The 15,583-nt window shown below is 60.9% G+C and carries 15 protein-coding genes; 2 read left to right on the top strand and 13 right to left on the bottom strand.

Annotated features, from left to right (window positions below):
• Positions 1-149: 149 nt before the first annotated feature.
• The 8 genes from ccoP (PspCFBP13528_RS13145) to ccoN (PspCFBP13528_RS13110) form a co-directional block, all read right to left on the bottom strand.
• The gene (ccoP, locus tag PspCFBP13528_RS13145; RefSeq protein WP_065949782.1) at positions 150-1,112 is read right to left on the bottom strand and encodes a cytochrome-c oxidase, cbb3-type subunit III; all 963 of its coding nucleotides are present in this window, start codon (positions 1,110-1,112) and stop codon (positions 150-152) included.
• On the bottom strand, positions 1,109-1,294 hold the full coding sequence (locus PspCFBP13528_RS13140; RefSeq protein WP_003193169.1) for a CcoQ/FixQ family Cbb3-type cytochrome c oxidase assembly chaperone: 186 nt from the start codon (positions 1,292-1,294) through the stop codon (positions 1,109-1,111). Before PspCFBP13528_RS13140 ends, ccoP (PspCFBP13528_RS13145) begins: the two co-directional genes overlap by 4 nt.
• A 5-nt stretch (positions 1,295-1,299) precedes the next feature.
• On the bottom strand, positions 1,300-1,908 hold the full coding sequence (gene ccoO, locus PspCFBP13528_RS13135; RefSeq protein WP_025854274.1) for a cytochrome-c oxidase, cbb3-type subunit II: 609 nt from the start codon (positions 1,906-1,908) through the stop codon (positions 1,300-1,302).
• The gene (ccoN, locus tag PspCFBP13528_RS13130; RefSeq protein ID WP_101218414.1) at positions 1,908-3,350 is read right to left on the bottom strand and encodes a cytochrome-c oxidase, cbb3-type subunit I; all 1,443 of its coding nucleotides are present in this window, start codon (positions 3,348-3,350) and stop codon (positions 1,908-1,910) included. Before ccoN (PspCFBP13528_RS13130) ends, ccoO (PspCFBP13528_RS13135) begins: the two co-directional genes overlap by 1 nt.
• 421 nt (positions 3,351-3,771) lie before the next feature.
• Positions 3,772-4,683 (bottom strand): cytochrome-c oxidase, cbb3-type subunit III, encoded by a 912-nt coding sequence (gene ccoP / locus PspCFBP13528_RS13125; protein ID WP_065949780.1) that lies wholly within the window; start codon positions 4,681-4,683, stop codon positions 3,772-3,774.
• The gene (locus tag PspCFBP13528_RS13120; RefSeq protein WP_065949779.1) at positions 4,680-4,880 is read right to left on the bottom strand and encodes a cbb3-type cytochrome c oxidase subunit 3; all 201 of its coding nucleotides are present in this window, start codon (positions 4,878-4,880) and stop codon (positions 4,680-4,682) included. The genes ccoP (PspCFBP13528_RS13125) and PspCFBP13528_RS13120 overlap by 4 nt, the downstream gene beginning before the upstream one ends.
• A gap of 3 nt (positions 4,881-4,883) precedes the next feature.
• Positions 4,884-5,492 carry a cytochrome-c oxidase, cbb3-type subunit II gene (gene ccoO, locus PspCFBP13528_RS13115; protein ID WP_057721245.1) on the bottom strand — a complete coding sequence of 203 codons (609 nt, stop codon included), beginning with the start codon at positions 5,490-5,492 and terminating at the stop codon, positions 4,884-4,886.
• A gap of 10 nt (positions 5,493-5,502) precedes the next feature.
• Complete coding sequence (gene ccoN, locus PspCFBP13528_RS13110) at positions 5,503-6,927, bottom strand: cytochrome-c oxidase, cbb3-type subunit I (protein WP_065949778.1); 1,425 nt, start codon at positions 6,925-6,927, stop codon at positions 5,503-5,505.
• Between the two features lie 79 nt (positions 6,928-7,006).
• On the opposite strand from ccoN (PspCFBP13528_RS13110), the gene PspCFBP13528_RS13105 reads away from it, so the two are divergent.
• Positions 7,007-7,699 (top strand): alpha/beta family hydrolase, encoded by a 693-nt coding sequence (locus PspCFBP13528_RS13105; protein WP_137200361.1) that lies wholly within the window; start codon positions 7,007-7,009, stop codon positions 7,697-7,699.
• Positions 7,700-7,794: 95 nt separating this feature from the next.
• Here PspCFBP13528_RS13105 and PspCFBP13528_RS13100 read toward each other — a convergent pair whose 3' ends face one another.
• The 3 genes from PspCFBP13528_RS13100 to PspCFBP13528_RS13090 all read right to left on the bottom strand — a co-directional run bounded on the left by PspCFBP13528_RS13100 (position 7,795) and on the right by PspCFBP13528_RS13090 (position 11,262).
• Positions 7,795-9,360 carry a PAS domain-containing methyl-accepting chemotaxis protein gene (locus PspCFBP13528_RS13100; RefSeq protein ID WP_065949776.1) on the bottom strand — a complete coding sequence of 522 codons (1,566 nt, stop codon included), beginning with the start codon at positions 9,358-9,360 and terminating at the stop codon, positions 7,795-7,797.
• Between the two features lie 101 nt (positions 9,361-9,461).
• Positions 9,462-10,253 carry a CPBP family intramembrane glutamic endopeptidase gene (locus PspCFBP13528_RS13095; protein ID WP_137200360.1) on the bottom strand — a complete coding sequence of 264 codons (792 nt, stop codon included), beginning with the start codon at positions 10,251-10,253 and terminating at the stop codon, positions 9,462-9,464.
• Between the two features lie 103 nt (positions 10,254-10,356).
• Positions 10,357-11,262 (bottom strand): DMT family transporter, encoded by a 906-nt coding sequence (locus PspCFBP13528_RS13090; protein ID WP_065949774.1) that lies wholly within the window; start codon positions 11,260-11,262, stop codon positions 10,357-10,359.
• Between the two features lie 153 nt (positions 11,263-11,415).
• On the opposite strand from PspCFBP13528_RS13090, the gene aceK reads away from it, so the two are divergent.
• Positions 11,416-13,131 (top strand): bifunctional isocitrate dehydrogenase kinase/phosphatase, encoded by a 1,716-nt coding sequence (aceK, locus tag PspCFBP13528_RS13085; RefSeq protein ID WP_065949773.1) that lies wholly within the window; start codon positions 11,416-11,418, stop codon positions 13,129-13,131.
• 212 nt (positions 13,132-13,343) lie between these two features.
• On the opposite strand, the gene PspCFBP13528_RS13080 is transcribed toward aceK, so the two are convergent.
• A complete protein-coding gene (locus PspCFBP13528_RS13080; protein WP_137200359.1) occupies positions 13,344-14,426 on the bottom strand; it encodes a hypothetical protein in 1,083 nt (360 codons plus the stop codon).
• A 192-nt stretch (positions 14,427-14,618) separates the two neighbouring features.
• Positions 14,619-15,353 (bottom strand): hypothetical protein, encoded by a 735-nt coding sequence (locus PspCFBP13528_RS13075; protein ID WP_137200358.1) that lies wholly within the window; start codon positions 15,351-15,353, stop codon positions 14,619-14,621.
• Positions 15,354-15,583: the final 230 nt, after the last annotated feature.

Genomic DNA, 15,583 nt, shown 5'->3' with positions numbered 1-15,583 from the left:
TACGTCGTGGTTGCAAGCTGCAAGCTACAAGCTGCAAGCTGCAAGCTACAAGGGGGGGGCGTCATTCGCTTGTCTGTGCATCTGGAACGAAAAAAGCCCCGTCAGCGAACGCAGACGGGGCTTTTCTCTTGCCGCTTGCCGCTTGAAACCTAGTCCTGCTTCTGCGACAAGCTGTACACGTACGCCGCCAGCAAATGCACCTTGTCATTGCCTTGCAGTTGCTCCTGCGCGGGCATCTGGCCCTGGCGACCATAGCGAATGGTCTGCTGCAACTGGGCATAGCTCGAGCCGTAGATGAACGCACCCGGATGCGTCAGGTCCGGCGCGCCCATGGCGGGAGTGCCTTTACCGGCCGGGCCGTGGCAGGCCACGCAGTTGGCGGCGAAGAGTTTCTCACCGTTGGCTACGTCGGCCTTGGCGCCTTCGGGCAGTTTTCGGCCGTCAAGCTGGGTCACGACAAAACCCGCTACGTCAGCCACACCTTGCTCGCCGATGACTTCGGCCCAGCCTGGCATCACCGCGTGGCGGCCTTGCATGATGGTTTGCTTGATGGTTTCCGGTTCGCCGCCCCAGCGCCAGTCGGCGTCGGTCAGGTTGGGGAAGCCGTAGGCGCCCTTGGCGTCGGAGCCGTGGCACACCGAGCAGTTGGAGGCAAACAGCCGGCCGCCCATCTTCAAGGCTTGCGGGTCCTTGGCGACCTCTTCAATCGGCATCGACGCGAATTTGGCGAAGATCGGCCCGAACTTGGCCTCTGACCTGGCCATTTCCTTTTCCCATTCGTGCACGCCGGTCCAGCCGGTCTGGCCATTGGCAAACGCGGTTTGCTTGTCGTTGTCGAGGTAGTTGTAGCCCGGCAGCAGGCCTTTCCAGTTGCCCAGGCCCGGGTACAGCACCAGGTAGCCGAGGGCGAAGACGATGGTGCCGACAAACAGCATGAACCACCATTTGGGCAGCGGGTTGTCGTATTCCTCGATACCGTCGAACGAGTGGCCAACGGTCTCGTCCGTCTGCTCGGCGCGCTGGCCCTTGCGGGTCGACAGCAGCAGCCAGGTCAGGGCGAAGATGGTACCCAGACTGAGGACTGTGACGTACAGACTCCAGAACGTAGTCATTCTTTGTTACTCCTAGACGCTTGCTCGACGTGCTTGATGGCTTCGGGATCATCTGCAAAGGGCAGCATGGTCGCGTCGTCGAATTCCGATTTGCGCCGTGGGCTGAACACCCACAGCGCCAGGCCTATAAAGGCCACCATCACCACAACGGTGCCCAGGCCGCGAATCATCCCGATATCCATGCCGGTCACCGTTTGCTTTTGATGAGGGTGCCAAGGCCTTGCAGGTAGGCCACCAATGCGTCCATTTCGGTCTTGCCCTTCACGGCTGCGGCTGCTCCGGCGATGTCTTCGTCGGTGTAGGGCACGCCCAGGGTGCGCAAGACTTCCATCTTCTTCGCGGTGTCCTTGCCGTCGAGCTTGTTTTCCACGAGGAACGGGTACGCCGGCATTTTCGACTCGGGCACCACGTTGCGCGGGTTGTACAGGTGCGCGCGCTGCCAGTCATCGGAGTAACGCCCGCCGACACGGGCCAAATCCGGGCCGGTACGTTTGGAACCCCACAGGAACGGGTGGTCCCACACGCTTTCCCCGGCAACCGAGTAATGGCCATAGCGTTCGGTTTCGGCACGGAACGGGCGGATCATCTGCGAATGGCAGCCCACGCAACCGTTGGCGATGTAGACGTCGCGGCCTTCCAGTTCGAGGGCGGTGCGCGGCTTCATGCCTTCGACCGGCTTGTTGGTCACGTCCTGGAAAAACAGCGGGACGATCTGGGTCAGGCCGCCGATGCTCACGGCGATGACCATGAAGAAGGCCAGCAGGCCGATATTCTTCTCGACGACTTCATGCTTCATCAGTGGGCTCCCACAACGGCGATCTTGGCGGCGGCTTCGGCTTCTACAGGGTCCGAAGCACGCACGGTGCGCCAGACGTTGTAGGCCATGAACAGCATGCCGGCGGCAAAGAACGCACCGCCCAGGGCACGGACGATATAGCCCGGATGGCTGGCTTGCAGCGCTTCGACGAAGGAATACGTGAGGGTGCCGTCATCATTGATCGCACGCCACATCAGGCCCTGGGTGATGCCGTTGACCCACATCGAGGCGATGTAGAGCACGGTGCCGATAGTGGCCAGCCAGAAGTGGGTGTTGATCAGCCCGACGCTGTGCATCTGTGCGCGGCCGAACAGCTTGGGGATCATGTGATACAGCGCGCCGATGGAAATCATCGCCACCCAGCCCAGAGCCCCTGCGTGTACGTGGCCGATGGTCCAGTCGGTGTAGTGGGACAGCGAGTTGACGGTCTTGATCGCCATCATCGGGCCTTCGAAGGTCGACATGCCGTAGAACGCCAGCGATACCACCAGAAAGCGCAGGATCGGGTCGGTGCGCAGCTTATGCCAGGCGCCCGAGAGGGTCATCATGCCGTTGATCATGCCGCCCCAGCTCGGCGCCAGCAGGATGATCGACATCGCCATGCCCAGGGACTGTGCCCAGTCCGGCAGCGCGGTGTAGTGCAGGTGGTGAGGACCGGCCCAGATGTACAGGGTGATCAGCGCCCAGAAGTGCACGATGGACAGGCGATAGGAGTAGATCGGACGTTCGGCCTGTTTCGGCACGAAGTAATACATCATTCCGAGGAAACCGGTGGTCAGGAAAAAGCCGACGGCGTTATGCCCGTACCACCATTGAATCATCGCATCGGTCGCGCCGGAGTAGGCCGAATAGGACTTGAACAGGTTCACCGGCAAAGACGCGTGGTTGACGATGTGCAGCATCGCCGTGACCAGGATAAACGCCCCGTAGAACCAGTTGCCGACATAGATGTGCTTGGTCTTGCGCTTGACGATGGTGCCAAAGAACACCACGGCATAGGTCACCCACACAATGGCGAGCAAAATGGCGATCGGCCATTCCAGCTCGGCGTATTCCTTGGTGGTGGTGTAGCCCAGGGGCAGGCTGATGATGGCGCCGACGATGACCGCCTGCCAGCCCCAGAAGGTGAAGGCGGCGAGGCCATCGGAGATCAGGCGCGTCTGGCAGGTACGCTGCACGACGTAATAGGAGGTGGCAAACAACGCACAGCCACCGAAGGCGAAGATCACCAGGTTGGTGTGCAGCGGGCGCAGGCGGCCGAAGGTCGTCCAGGGCAGGTCGAAATTCAATTGCGGCCAGACCAGTTGCGAGGCGATGAACACCCCGAGCCCCATGCCAAGGATCCCCCAGACCACCGTCATGATGGCGAACTGGCGAACCACCTTATAGTTATAAGCAGTCGGACTGATTGCTGTGCTCATTCTAAGGTTCCACGGTTTAAGTATTTTTATAGGTAAAATCGGCCGCAAGTATGTAGAAAGCGAGGGGCCATTGCAACGCAATGACTGACCTGTATCAAGGCGTTCCACGCCAGATTCTGCGCCCTTTCCATGTTGTGTGTAAGGATAAAGTCAGAAATCGAAAGCTGATCGAGTGGACAGGAATTTTCGAGGGCGCAACGGATACCGTCGCGTACGCCAGGATTGGCCCACTGCAGGAACAAGCGTAGACCCGAAAGCGAGGAGGGGACAGTTGGGTTTTGAAGGGGTGTGACACTTGGTCGCGAATGTCGCAACACTGTAGGAGCGAGCTTGCTCGCGAAAAACGTCAACGGTAACGCGGTCAGTCTGGTCTATCGCGTTGTGTTTACGTGCTTCGCGAGCAAGCTCGCTCCTACAAGTGCTAATGGGTCAGGCTATACACATAGGCCGCCAGCAGATGCACTTTGTCATTGCCTTGCAGCGCTTCCTGCGCCGGCATCTGGCCCTGACGGCCATGGCGAATGGTCTGCTGCAATTGCGCCAGGCTGGTGCCGTAGATAAACCCGGCTGGCTCGGTCAGGTTTGGCGCACCCATGGCTTCCACGCCGTGGCCTTGCGGACCGTGACAGGCCACGCAGGTGGTGTTGAACGTGGCCTGGCCCGCCACGAGGTCGGCAGTGCTGTCGGCGGGCAAGGGCAGCTTGGCCAGGTCGTGGCGTACATAGGCGGCGACATTCTTCACCCCATCCTCGCCCAGTACTTCACCCCAGGCCGGCATCGCCGCGTGACGACCGCCCATGATGGTGGCCTTGATCGCTTCGGCCGAACCGCCCCAGCGCCAATTGTTGTCCGCCAGGTTGGGGAAGCCATACGCGCCCTTGGCATCCGAGCCGTGGCACACCGCGCAGTTGGACGCGAACAGGCGACCGCCCATCTTCAAGGCTTGCGGATCCTTCGCCACTTCTTCCACCGGCATGGCCGAGAATTTGGCGAAGATCGGCCCGAACTTGGTGTCGGCCTTGGCCATCTCCTTGTCCCACTCCTTGGCCGACGTCCAGCCGTCTTCATAGCCCGGCAACACGCCTTTCCAGTTGCCCAGGCCCGGGTAGAGGATCAGGTAGCCGACCGCAAACACCAGGGTGCCGGCGAACAGCATGAACCACCACTGGGGCAGCGGGTTGTCGTATTCCTCGATACCGTCGAAGGCGTGGCCCATGGTCTGGTCGACGCTGCCCTTGGTCTCGCCCTTGCGGGTACCGATCAAGAGCCAGGTCAGGCCGATCAGGCTGCCGAGGGTCAGTACGCAGATCCATGTACTCCAAAACAGGGTCATGGCCGAGTGCTCCTTATTGCAGGCTCTTCTTGAGCGTCGGATGGAGAAGGTTCATCGGCGAAGGGCAGCAGGCGCGCCTGCTCGAATTCCGCAGTGCGCCGGTTGTTGAACACCCACAGCGACAGGCCGATAAAGGCGATGGCGACCACCAGCGTGCCGAGGCCGCGGATGGTGCCCGCATCGAATTCAAATCCCATGGCTCACCTCTTGCTCTTGATGGCAGTACCGAGTACTTGCAGGTAGGAAACCAGTGCGTCCATCTCGGTCTTGCCCTTGAGGCTGGCGACCGCGCCCGTGATGTCATCGTCGGTGTACGGCACGCCGAGGGTGCGCATCACCTTCAACTTGGTCTCGGTGTGGCTGCTGTCGACGGCGGCGGTGACCAGCCACGGATAAGCCGGCATTTTCGACTCCGGTACCACGTTGCGCGGGTTGTACAGGTGCGCGCGGTGCCAATCGTCCGAGTAGCGTGCGCCGACGCGGGCCAAGTCCGGCCCGGTGCGCTTGGAACCCCACAGGAACGGGTGGTCCCACACGCTTTCGCCCGCCACCGAGTAGTGACCGTAGCGCTCGGTCTCGGCGCGGAACGGGCGGATCATCTGCGAGTGACACTGCACGCAGCCTTCACGGATGTAGATGTCGCGGCCCTCCAGTTGCAACGCGGTGTAGGGCTTCATGCCTTCGACCGGCTTGTTGGTCACGTCCTGGAAGAACAGCGGGACGATCTGGGTCAGGCCACCGATGCTCACGGCGAGCACCATCAGCAGCATCAGCAGGCCAACGTTCTTTTCAATCGTTTCGTGTTTCATCACAGACTCCTCAGGCCAGCTGCGCGACAGGGACAGCTTCGACAGGCTGCACCGAACGCACGGTGCGCCAGGTGTTGTAAGCCATCAGCAACATGCCGCTGAGGAACACCGCACCGCCCACCAGCCGCACGATGAAGCCTGGGTGACTGGCCACCAGGGTTTCGACGAAGGAGTAGGTCAAGGTGCCGTCTTCGTTGACCGCACGCCACATCAGGCCCTGGGCAATGCCGTTGACCCACATCGAGGCGATGTAGAGCACGGTGCCGATGGTGGCCAGCCAGAAGTGCGCGTTGATCAGGCCGAGGCTGTACATCTGCTCGCGACCGAAGACTTTCGGGATCATGTGGTACAGCGCGCCGATGGAAATCATCGCCACCCAACCGAGTGCGCCGGCGTGTACGTGGCCGATGGTCCAGTCGGTGTAGTGGGAGAGGGCGTTGACGGTCTTGATCGCCATCATCGGGCCCTCGAAGGTCGACATGCCGTAGAACGCCAGGGACACCACCAGAAAGCGCAGGATCGGGTCGCTGCGCAACTTATGCCAGGCGCCCGACAGCGTCATCATGCCGTTGATCATGCCGCCCCAGCTCGGGGCCAGCAGCACCAATGACATCACCATGCCCAACGACTGCGCCCAATCCGGCAGCGCGGTGTAGTGCAAGTGATGAGGGCCGGCCCAGATATACAGGGTGATCAGCGCCCAGAAGTGCACGATGGACAAGCGATAGGAATACACCGGGCGTTCGGCCTGCTTGGGCACGAAGTAGTACATCATCCCGAGAAAGCCTGCGGTGAGGAAAAAGCCCACAGCGTTATGGCCGTACCACCACTGCACCATGGCATCCGTCGCCCCGCCGTACAGCGAGTAGGACTTGGTCAGGCTGACCGGGATTTCCAGGTTGTTGACGATATGCAGGATCGCCACGGTGATGATGAATGCACCGAAAAACCAGTTGCCCACATAGATATGCTTGGTGTTGCGCTTCATGATCGTGCCGAAGAACACGACGGCATAGGCGACCCAGACGATGGTGATCAGGATGTCGATCGGCCATTCCAGCTCGGCGTATTCCTTGGAACTGGTGTAGCCCAGCGGCAGGGAGATTGCAGCCAGCAGGATGACCAGTTGCCAGCCCCAGAAGCAAAACGCGGCGATTTTCGGTGCGAACAGCGTTGTCTGGCAGGTGCGCTGCACCGAGTAGAAGGAGCTGGCGAACAGCGCGCAGCCGCCGAAGGCGAAGATGACCGCGTTGGTGTGCAGCGGGCGCAGGCGACCGAAGCTGGTCCAGGGCAAATCGAAGTTGAGCGCAGGCCAAACCAATTGGGCCGCGAGAAAAACCCCGAGCCCCATGCCGACGATGCCCCACACCACCGTCATAATGGCGAATTGGCGGACCACCTTGTAGTTATAGGCGGTACTTAAAGTAGTGTTCATGGTTCCCCATCCACGGTTCAACCCAAGCAGATGCGGCACTTGGGCTGGAGTTATAGGCAGACTAAAAAGCGAGGCAAGCATGGGCAAAGAGCACAAGGCCAGTATTGACGGGGATCAATGGGCGCACTGTGTGCGTGAACGCGGCTGGCTGTGGGATGTCGCCACGGGCACCCGCTCGGGCCAGCCTGTCACCTTGATCCTGGCCCACGGCGCCGGTGCGCCGATGGACTCGGCATTCATGAACGACATGGCTGCGCGCCTTGCCGGGCATGGTGTGAACGTGGTGCGCTTCGAGTTTCCCTACATGGCCCAGCGCCGCGCGGACGGCGGCAAGCGACCGCCGAATCCGGCGCCGAAACTGTTGGAATGCTGGCGTGAGGTGTATGCAGAGGTGCGACGTCATGTCGCTGGGAAACTGGCGATTGGCGGCAAATCCATGGGCGGGCGCATGGCCAGTCTATTGGCCGATGAGCTGGGCGCCGCCGGGTTGGTGTGCCTGGGGTATCCGTTCTATGCGGCGGGTAAGCCGGAGAAGCCCAGGGTCGAGCATTTGGCTGCGCTTACGACGCCGACGCTGATTGTGCAGGGCGAGCGGGATGCATTGGGTAATCGGGCGGCGGTGGAGGGGTATGCGTTGTCGCCGAGCATCGAGGTGATGTGGTTGGTGGCGGGGGATCATGACTTGAAGCCGCTGAAGGCGTCGGGGTTTACCCATGAGCAGCATCTGGAGGCGGCTGCGGTGCGCGTGGCTGAGTTTCTGGGTGCCTGTTAGGGACCTATCGGGGGCAAGCCCCCTCCCACATGTTGACCTCATTCCAACCTTGGAACTCGGTCGAGTGTGGGAGGGGGCTTGCCCCCGATAGCGGTCTAGCGGTTGAAACGCTCCACCAGCGAGTACTGGGTATTGGCGGTATGCGTCAGCTCTTCACTCAACTGCGCCGAGTTCATCGCCTGCTCCGAGGTCTGGTCCGCCAACAGCGCAATGGTGCTGATATTGCGGCTGATCTCTTCTGCAACCGCGCTTTGCTCTTCGGTGGCGGCGGCGATCTGAGTGGTCATGTCGGTAATATTGGCTACCGCCTCACTGATGCCCACCAGCGCCTGATCCGCTTCCATCACCCGCGCTACACCCTCTTCGGCCTGGCGATGCCCGGCGTCCATGGTTTGCACGGCTGCGGCCGCGGTGCTTTGCAGCTTGGCGATCAGGGTATGAATCTGTCCGGTCGACTCGGCGGTGCGTTGCGCCAACTGGCGCACTTCATCGGCCACCACCGCAAACCCACGGCCCATCTCACCGGCACGCGCGGCTTCGATAGCGGCATTGAGCGCCAGCAGGTTGGTCTGGTCGGCAATGCCCTTGATCACATCCACCACGCCGCCGATTTCATCGCTGTCCTTGGCCAATTGCGTGACGGTGACACCGGTCTCGCCCACCGCCACCGACAGGCGCTGGATCGCCTCGCGGGTTTCCCCGGCGATATCGCGGCCGCGACCGGTCAGGCGATTGGCTTCCTGGGTGGCATCCGCCGTGCGCTGCACGTGGCTTGCGACTTCCTGGGTGGTCGCCGCCATCTGGTTGACCGCCGTGGCCACTTGTTCGGTCTCCACGCGTTGGCGCTCCAGGCCGCTGGAGCTGTTGTGCGCCAGGGTGTTGGATTGCGCCGCCTGGTCGTTGAGGTGTTCGGCGGTGTCCTGCAGGCGGGTGAGGCAGGTCTTCAGACGCGCTTCCTGGCTGAGGATCGACATCTCCAGGCGCGCCTGGGCGCCACGGCTGTCGGTGTACATCTGCGCGATCAGCGGGTCGGAGGTGGTCTGCTCGGCCAGGCGCAGCAAACGCTTGAGGCCGCGCTGCTGCCAGCTCAGGCCGAGCAGGCCCAACGGCACCGACAGCCCTGCCGCCAAGGCAAAGCCCCATTGGGACGTGAGGGTGGCGCCGATCATGAAACTCAACTGGCTGACCAGGATAAACGGCAGCCAGTCTTGCAGCACCGGCAGCCACTTGTCCCGCTGGGGAACGGCCGACTTGCCCTGGTTGATGCGTTGATAGAGCGCTTCGGCCCGGCGGATCTGCTCGGCGGTGGGCTTGATGCGCACCGATTCGTAACCGATCACCTGGTTGCCGTCGAAAACCGGCGTCACATAGGCGTTAACCCAGTAGTGATCACCGGTCTTGCAGCGATTCTTGACAATGCCCATCCATGGCAAGCCTTGTTTGAGCGTCGACCACATATGCGCGAACACCGCCGCCGGAACATCCGGGTGACGCACCAGGTTGTGCGGGGCACGGGTCAGTTCGTCGCGGGTGAACCCACTGATTTCGACAAAGGCGTCGTTGCAGTAGGTAATCACGCCCTTGGCGTCTGTGGTGGAGATCAACCGTTGCTGAGCGGGGAAGGTACGTTCGCGCTGGGTAACGGGTTGGTTATTACGCATGATTGTTCAATCCGCAAGGCTTTCACGGGTTATCGGCCATGGCGGGCGTTTATTTAACTTATTTTTGCAACAATCCAGCTCCCTCCTACCGTCAGGAAGGTTCAGCTGGCCAGCATCGGGTAGGTGAACAGGCCGAAGTGAAGCAGATTCAAGCCAAAGTGCGTGGCAATCGCTGCGCCGAGCCCGCCAAACCGATACGCCAGGCCGTAACCGACACCGGCAATGCTCGCCAGCAGCACCCAGTGCCAACCGGCGCCATAATGCACGAGGCCGAATATAAGCGAGGCCAGCAGCAGCGCGAGGTTGTCGCCGTAGGGCAGGTGTTTGAAGCGTTGGCTCAGGCCACCCTGGATATAGCCACGAAACAGCGCCTCTTCCACCAGCGTCACCAGCAGCAGGTTGTTCAACACCCATAACCACGCCTGGTCCGGCCACTTCGGCGCCCAACTGATTATCCCAAGCAGGGCTGCGCCACCCAGCGCGGCGATGGCGGTCAGGGTGAGTGCCAGGGCCGTGACGCAGATCGACAGGCGCAATGAACGCCGCGCCACGGTCCATGGGCAGGCCAGCAATAACCAGAAGCCGATCAGGGGTTTGTCCTGGTTCAGGTACATCGAGAACGGCACGGCGTCCGGAGTGAAGCGCTGGGGCGCAATGCCGCGGCCATTATGGAAACCCGGCAGCCAATGCATCGCCAGGCCCAGGGCCAGGACGATAAACAAGCCGTGACCCAGGTAGCGTGCCCAAGGGTTGCGTTGCTGGCGTACGGCATACCCGGCCACCAGCAACAGCGCCACTGAGACCGCCGCCAGCACGCCCAGTTGGCCGTAGCTCAAGGCCAGGACATAGCCAATGGAAAGCAGCGTGAGGTACAGCCAGGGCAGAGCAGTCATGTGAAGTCCTTCGAAAAAAACGGCCGGCATTATAGCGAGCGGTCCGGCTCGACGGAATGAAAACGCCTCCATGGCCTTAAGTATCCGGGAGCCGCGCGTGCATTCAGGCTGCTCGTGGCTCGCGCCTACTGTTGTGTGGCCGCAGCACCAGCCACAGCGCCCCTGCAATCAGCACCCCACCGTAGAGGTGAGCCATGGACAGCGGCTCATCCAGCCACAGCGCGCCCCACAACACGCCGAACGGCGGGATCATGAAGGTCACGGTCATCGATTTGACCGGCCCGATGGATGACAGCAGGCGAAAGTACAGAATGTAGGCAAAGGCCGTACACACCAGGCCCAACCCCAGCAACGACATCCACACCTGCCACCCACCCCAGCTCACCGGTGGCTGGCTGATGGCGCTGTAGGCAAACAACGGCAGCAAGAACAAGGTGGCGCCGAGCATGCTGCCCAAGGCCGACAGGCGGCTGTCCAAACCGCCGCGTTGATCCAGCCAGCGCCGTGCCAGAAAACCGGCAAAGCCATAGCAGGTGGTCGCCAGTAGGCACGCCATCGCGCCCATCAACAATTCCATGTCAAATGCCACCGGCCCCGCACGCGTGAGCACGGCTACGCCAAACAGCCCCAAGGCTACACCCGCGATTTTCGACGGTGTCAGGCGTTCACTGAAGAACAGCCCGCCAATCAGCACGCCCATCAAGGGGGTGGTGGCGTTGAAGATCGCTGAATAACCCGCCGGCAATACCTGGGCCGCCACCGAGTACATGGTTGCCGGAATTCCGGAGTTGATCACGCCCAACAGCAGGACGGTCTTGAACTTGCCCTGGAAATCCCAGCTCACGCGCATCAGTGCAAGAATCACCAACAGGCCGGCGGCAGCGATCGATACGCGAAAAAACGCGGTCGGCACGGTGCCGATTTCCGGCGCGATGATGCGCATGAACAGGAAACTCGCACCCCAGATGGCGGCCAGTCCCAGCAAGTAGAGGGTGTCGACAGGTTTCACGGAAAACTCCTACGCAATCAGGCGGGGGAGTGTTGCCCAGCGTCCCGGTCGACACAATCGCTAAGTAGCGTCGCCGATGAAAAATCGGCCTTCTCCTGCCGCGCTTCACTGGCTAAGCTCAGGGCTTCCCGCAACCCGTTCGAGGTTTTCCGTATGTCGCAGCCCGCCCTCGCTATCGCCCGGATGATCCTCGACGGTTTCGACGACTACCGTGAGCACTTTCGCCAAATTACCGATGGCGCGCGCGAACGCTTCGAAAAAGCCCAGTGGCAGCAAGGGCAGGCCGCTTCGGCGGCGCGCATCAACCTCTACGAAGATAAGGTGGGGGAGGTCACGGCGCGTCTGCGCGCCGCTTTCGATGCGGGCACGTTGCAGGACATCGACCTGTGGCCCCTGGTGAAAAGTGCCTACATCGGCCTGATCGACCTGCGCTTTGACGATGAGCTGTCCGAAACCTGGTACAACTCGGTGTTCTGCGGCCTGTTCAGTCATGACCTGATCAGCGACGGCTGCATGTTCATTCATACCACGCGGCCCAGCCAGCGGCGGGCGCGGGCAGCGCAAACCCGCTCCTACACGCCTGTCGGCAATATAACCGAGATGCTCGCGCAGATTTTCTCGGACTACAGCTTCAGTGAGCCCTACGCCGACTTGCCTGCCGACCTGCGACGCCTGGAAGCGCAACTGCGGGAAAACCTGCCGGACTGGGTGTGCAAAGACCCGGACCTGAACGTCGAGCTGTTTTCCTCGGTGCTCTACCGTAATAAAGGCGCCTACCTCGTCGGACGTATCTACACCCGCGACGAACAGTGGCCGTTGGTGATCCCCTTGCTGCACCGCGAAGAACGGGGCATCCAGATCGATGCGTTGATCACTGATGAAGCCGACGTGTCGATCATCTTCTCCTTCACCCGGTCGTACTTCATGGTCGATGTGCCGGTACCTGCGGAGTTCATCGGCTTTCTCAAACGCATCCTGCCCGGCAAGCACATTGCCGAGCTATACACCTCCATCGGTTTTTATAAACACGGCAAGTCGGAGTTCTATCGCGCCCTGATCAACCACCTGGCTACCACCGATGACCAGTTCATCATGGCCCCGGGTGTGCGCGGCATGGTCATGAGCGTGTTCACCCTGCCGGGCTTCAACACCGTGTTCAAGATCATCAAGGATCGCTTTTCGCCGTCGAAAAACGTCAACCGCGCCACGGTGATCGAAAAGTATCGCTTGGTGAAAAGCGTCGACCGGGTAGGGCGCATGGCCGATACCCAGGAGTTCGCCGACTTCCGCTTTCCCTTGAGCAAGTTCGAGCCCGAGTGCCTGGCCGAGTTGCTGGAAGTCGCCGCCGGCACGGTCCAGGTAGACGGCGACACGGTGCTCATTCGCCACTGCTGGACCGAACGGCGCATGACCCCGCTCAACCTCTACCTCGACAACGCCAACCCCGCCCAGGTGCGCGAAGCCCTGGAAGACTACGGCCTGGCGATCAAGCAGTTGGCGGCGGCGAATATCTTCCCTGGCGATATGCTGCTCAAGAACTTCGGCGTCACCCGTCACGGCCGGGTGGTGTTCTACGACTACGATGAAATCTGCTTTCTCACCGAAGCCAACTTCCGCCACATCCCCGCGCCGCGCACTCCCGAGGATGAAATGGCATCGGAACCCTGGTACTCCATCGGCCCGCTGGACGTGTTCCCTGAAGAATTCCCGCCGTTCCTGTTTGCCGATGCTGGCCAGCGCAGGTTGTTCGATGAGTTGCATGGCGAGTTGTACAACGCCGATTACTGGAAGGGCCTGCAGGAGGCCATTCGGGCTGGGAAGGTGATTGATGTGTTTCCATATCGGCGCAAGTGGGAAGGCATGTCTTGAGTCACCGGGTCTGCGCGATTGAGCCAGCGCTACGGCGTGGCCCAAACAGTCCGCATGGGGGGACTGATTTTTTTGCCCATTCGACAAGGCGGATAACGCCGTGCGGCCCCATTTGATTGACCGTCTCAAGGCCGCACGACGTCTGCGCCAACCTGTTCCCCTTCAATCGATCCAGGCGGGCCTGGGGTGTATCAGGCATTTTCTCTATCGCGTTATTGATGTGAAGCGGTCATGCCGTGAAGGGCCAGATTGTTTGCCAGATCTGTATAAATATTGCGCAAGTCGGTGTTCAGTTCAGCCACCAGCGCTCGCTGTTTATTGCTTTCTTTAAGTTGACTGATAGCCGCCTGCTTGACGTGCATGCTGGTATTGGAATGAACCAGTGACTTGAACTGCGCGCGCTCCTGGGCGCTGTCAGCTTGTTCCGTGCGGGGCACTGCGTTCAGTTGTACAAAGCCCTTTTCGATGACGGCCAGTTCCAGTTTGATTCGGCGGTTGTTTGGCGCAGTCAGCAGCAGCGCGGGGTTCATGCCCTCGATCGAGCTGCCATCAAGATTGCCGTTGCGCCAGGCATCGCGCAAATTCACCAAGGCGCCCCGTGCGGCATCGACCGCCTGGGACGAGAGTTTATCCCCCAGGCCGTTGCGCTGTGCGGTATCGACGGTGCGGTCCAGTCGGTGGAGTGTCAGTTCCACCGATGCCAGTTGCTTGTGCCGCTCGAGATTCTGCTCCAGGCGTTTGCGCTCCGGAACCAGGCCGATGGAGGATTTGAACTGGCTGCTGCCTTTCAAACGGCCCATCGCCCATGCATTGCGATAATCGGTCATGGCGTTGCGTTGTTTGAGAAAGAGGTCTTCCTCGGCGTGAGAGAGGGGGAGCGGCTGTTGCTTGATGTGGCTATCCAGCAGCGCAATCTCTTTGTCCAGGACGTTGATATGTTTGACCGCCTGTTCCAGGCCGTGCCCACTCAACTGCTTGCTCAGTGGTGCAGGCTGCAGGACGGCAACCGTTATCGGGTCCAGCTCGCAGGGCGGTGGCGGGGCGGCGGTGGCCCACGCTGCGCGTCGATCCAGCAGGGCAGTGCGTTGCTCCACGCGAGCCGTTAGTTGCGCGTAGCGTTGCTGGAGGACTTGCAGGCTTGTCCTGTCATCTGGTTGCACGGCGAAATGGCTGCGGCTTTGCTGGTCGAAGGTTGCAAGCGCGTCATTAATCCTTGAAATATGCATCCAGGCTTGAAGCTGATGGCCTCTGTCCTGCGGTACACTCTCCGGCATGGAGCTGACAGGGCTGAACAACGTCTGTTCAAGCCGCCGGGCGTTGTCGAGTATGTGTCGGTGCCCTTGCCCTACCAGACTGTTGACCACCGCTTCATGGATAGCGCGGGTCTGCTGGAACAGCTGGCCCACGGTGGAACCAAGTGGGTTGGAGGGAAATACTTCGGGTCTGGTCATAATGGCATCTGCGCTACGGTTGAGTGGTAGTGGGCCTCAAATGTCTGCGTTCTTCAGTTCTTCAGCCAATCTGTAGACCTGTGCCAGGATTGGAGATGCGCTCAGCGGGTCGGGCAGGTAAACGTCTCGGTATTCGGCTTGCGCAATATTCCACAGGTTGTCTATCGCTGCTTTCAGGTCGTTCTCCTTCAATGCTCGCGGAACAGTGAGGCACTGGCCGGCCAATTGAGTGACCAGCTGCGATGACCCAGCGAAAGCGCCGTTGGCCCAGGAATTTTTGAGGCTACCTATCTTGCGCCAGAGATTCCCGACGGTTTCCAGATCAATCGATGTTCCCTGCTCCTGGCCATGGCTCATCAACAATGCGCCCAGTTGTTCAGCCCGCTCGAGCAGGCGGTCGAGGCGGTGCACATGTTTGACTGCCTGGGACAGCGCTCTTCCTGACAAATGGGGAGAAAACTGTGTTGCATCCTGATGGGGGGAGGGGTTGGCTGTGTCTTGCTCGTCGTTTGCGTCACGTGCGGGCTGAGGGCTGATGCTGTTCGTGGCCTGCCAGTAGCTGGGCGGGAGCGATGCAGGTCGTTGTGATTCGAGCTGCCTGACCGAGTCCGGGTGCGTATCTTCGGCGTACATTTGCAGCGTGTTGAAATAGGCCTGAGCGCTGCGAGCACGCTGTTCCAGGGCGGGGTCCTGCTCCTCCGTATAAGCGGGGACCGTGTGCAAGGTCCATGTCGTCGGGAAAGTGGGCGATTCCGCAATGGGTGTGGGCATCAGGTTTTTCCTTGGCGAGCAGCGGAGAGTGGGAGTGCAGGTGTTGTCGCAGTAAAGCGCGCCGGACTGTGGCCAAGCCATATGAAGAGCTCTGATAGCCCTGTATGAAGAGTCTGATGAGGGAGTGGGCTGGGGCGTGCTCGTCGGGCTCAGAATAGCCTGCTGCACGCCTAGGAAACGGCCTTGTTACGGTGATGAAAGAGCCTGGTTCGTTCACAAGGTCAGAAATC

The sequence above is a fragment of the Pseudomonas sp. CFBP13528 genome (assembly GCF_005233615.1).
GTDB lineage: Bacteria > Pseudomonadota > Gammaproteobacteria > Pseudomonadales > Pseudomonadaceae > Aquipseudomonas > Aquipseudomonas fluorescens_AM.
The sequence above is the reverse complement of the archived record's forward strand: the minus strand, read 5'-3'. Positions and strand labels throughout refer to the sequence as shown.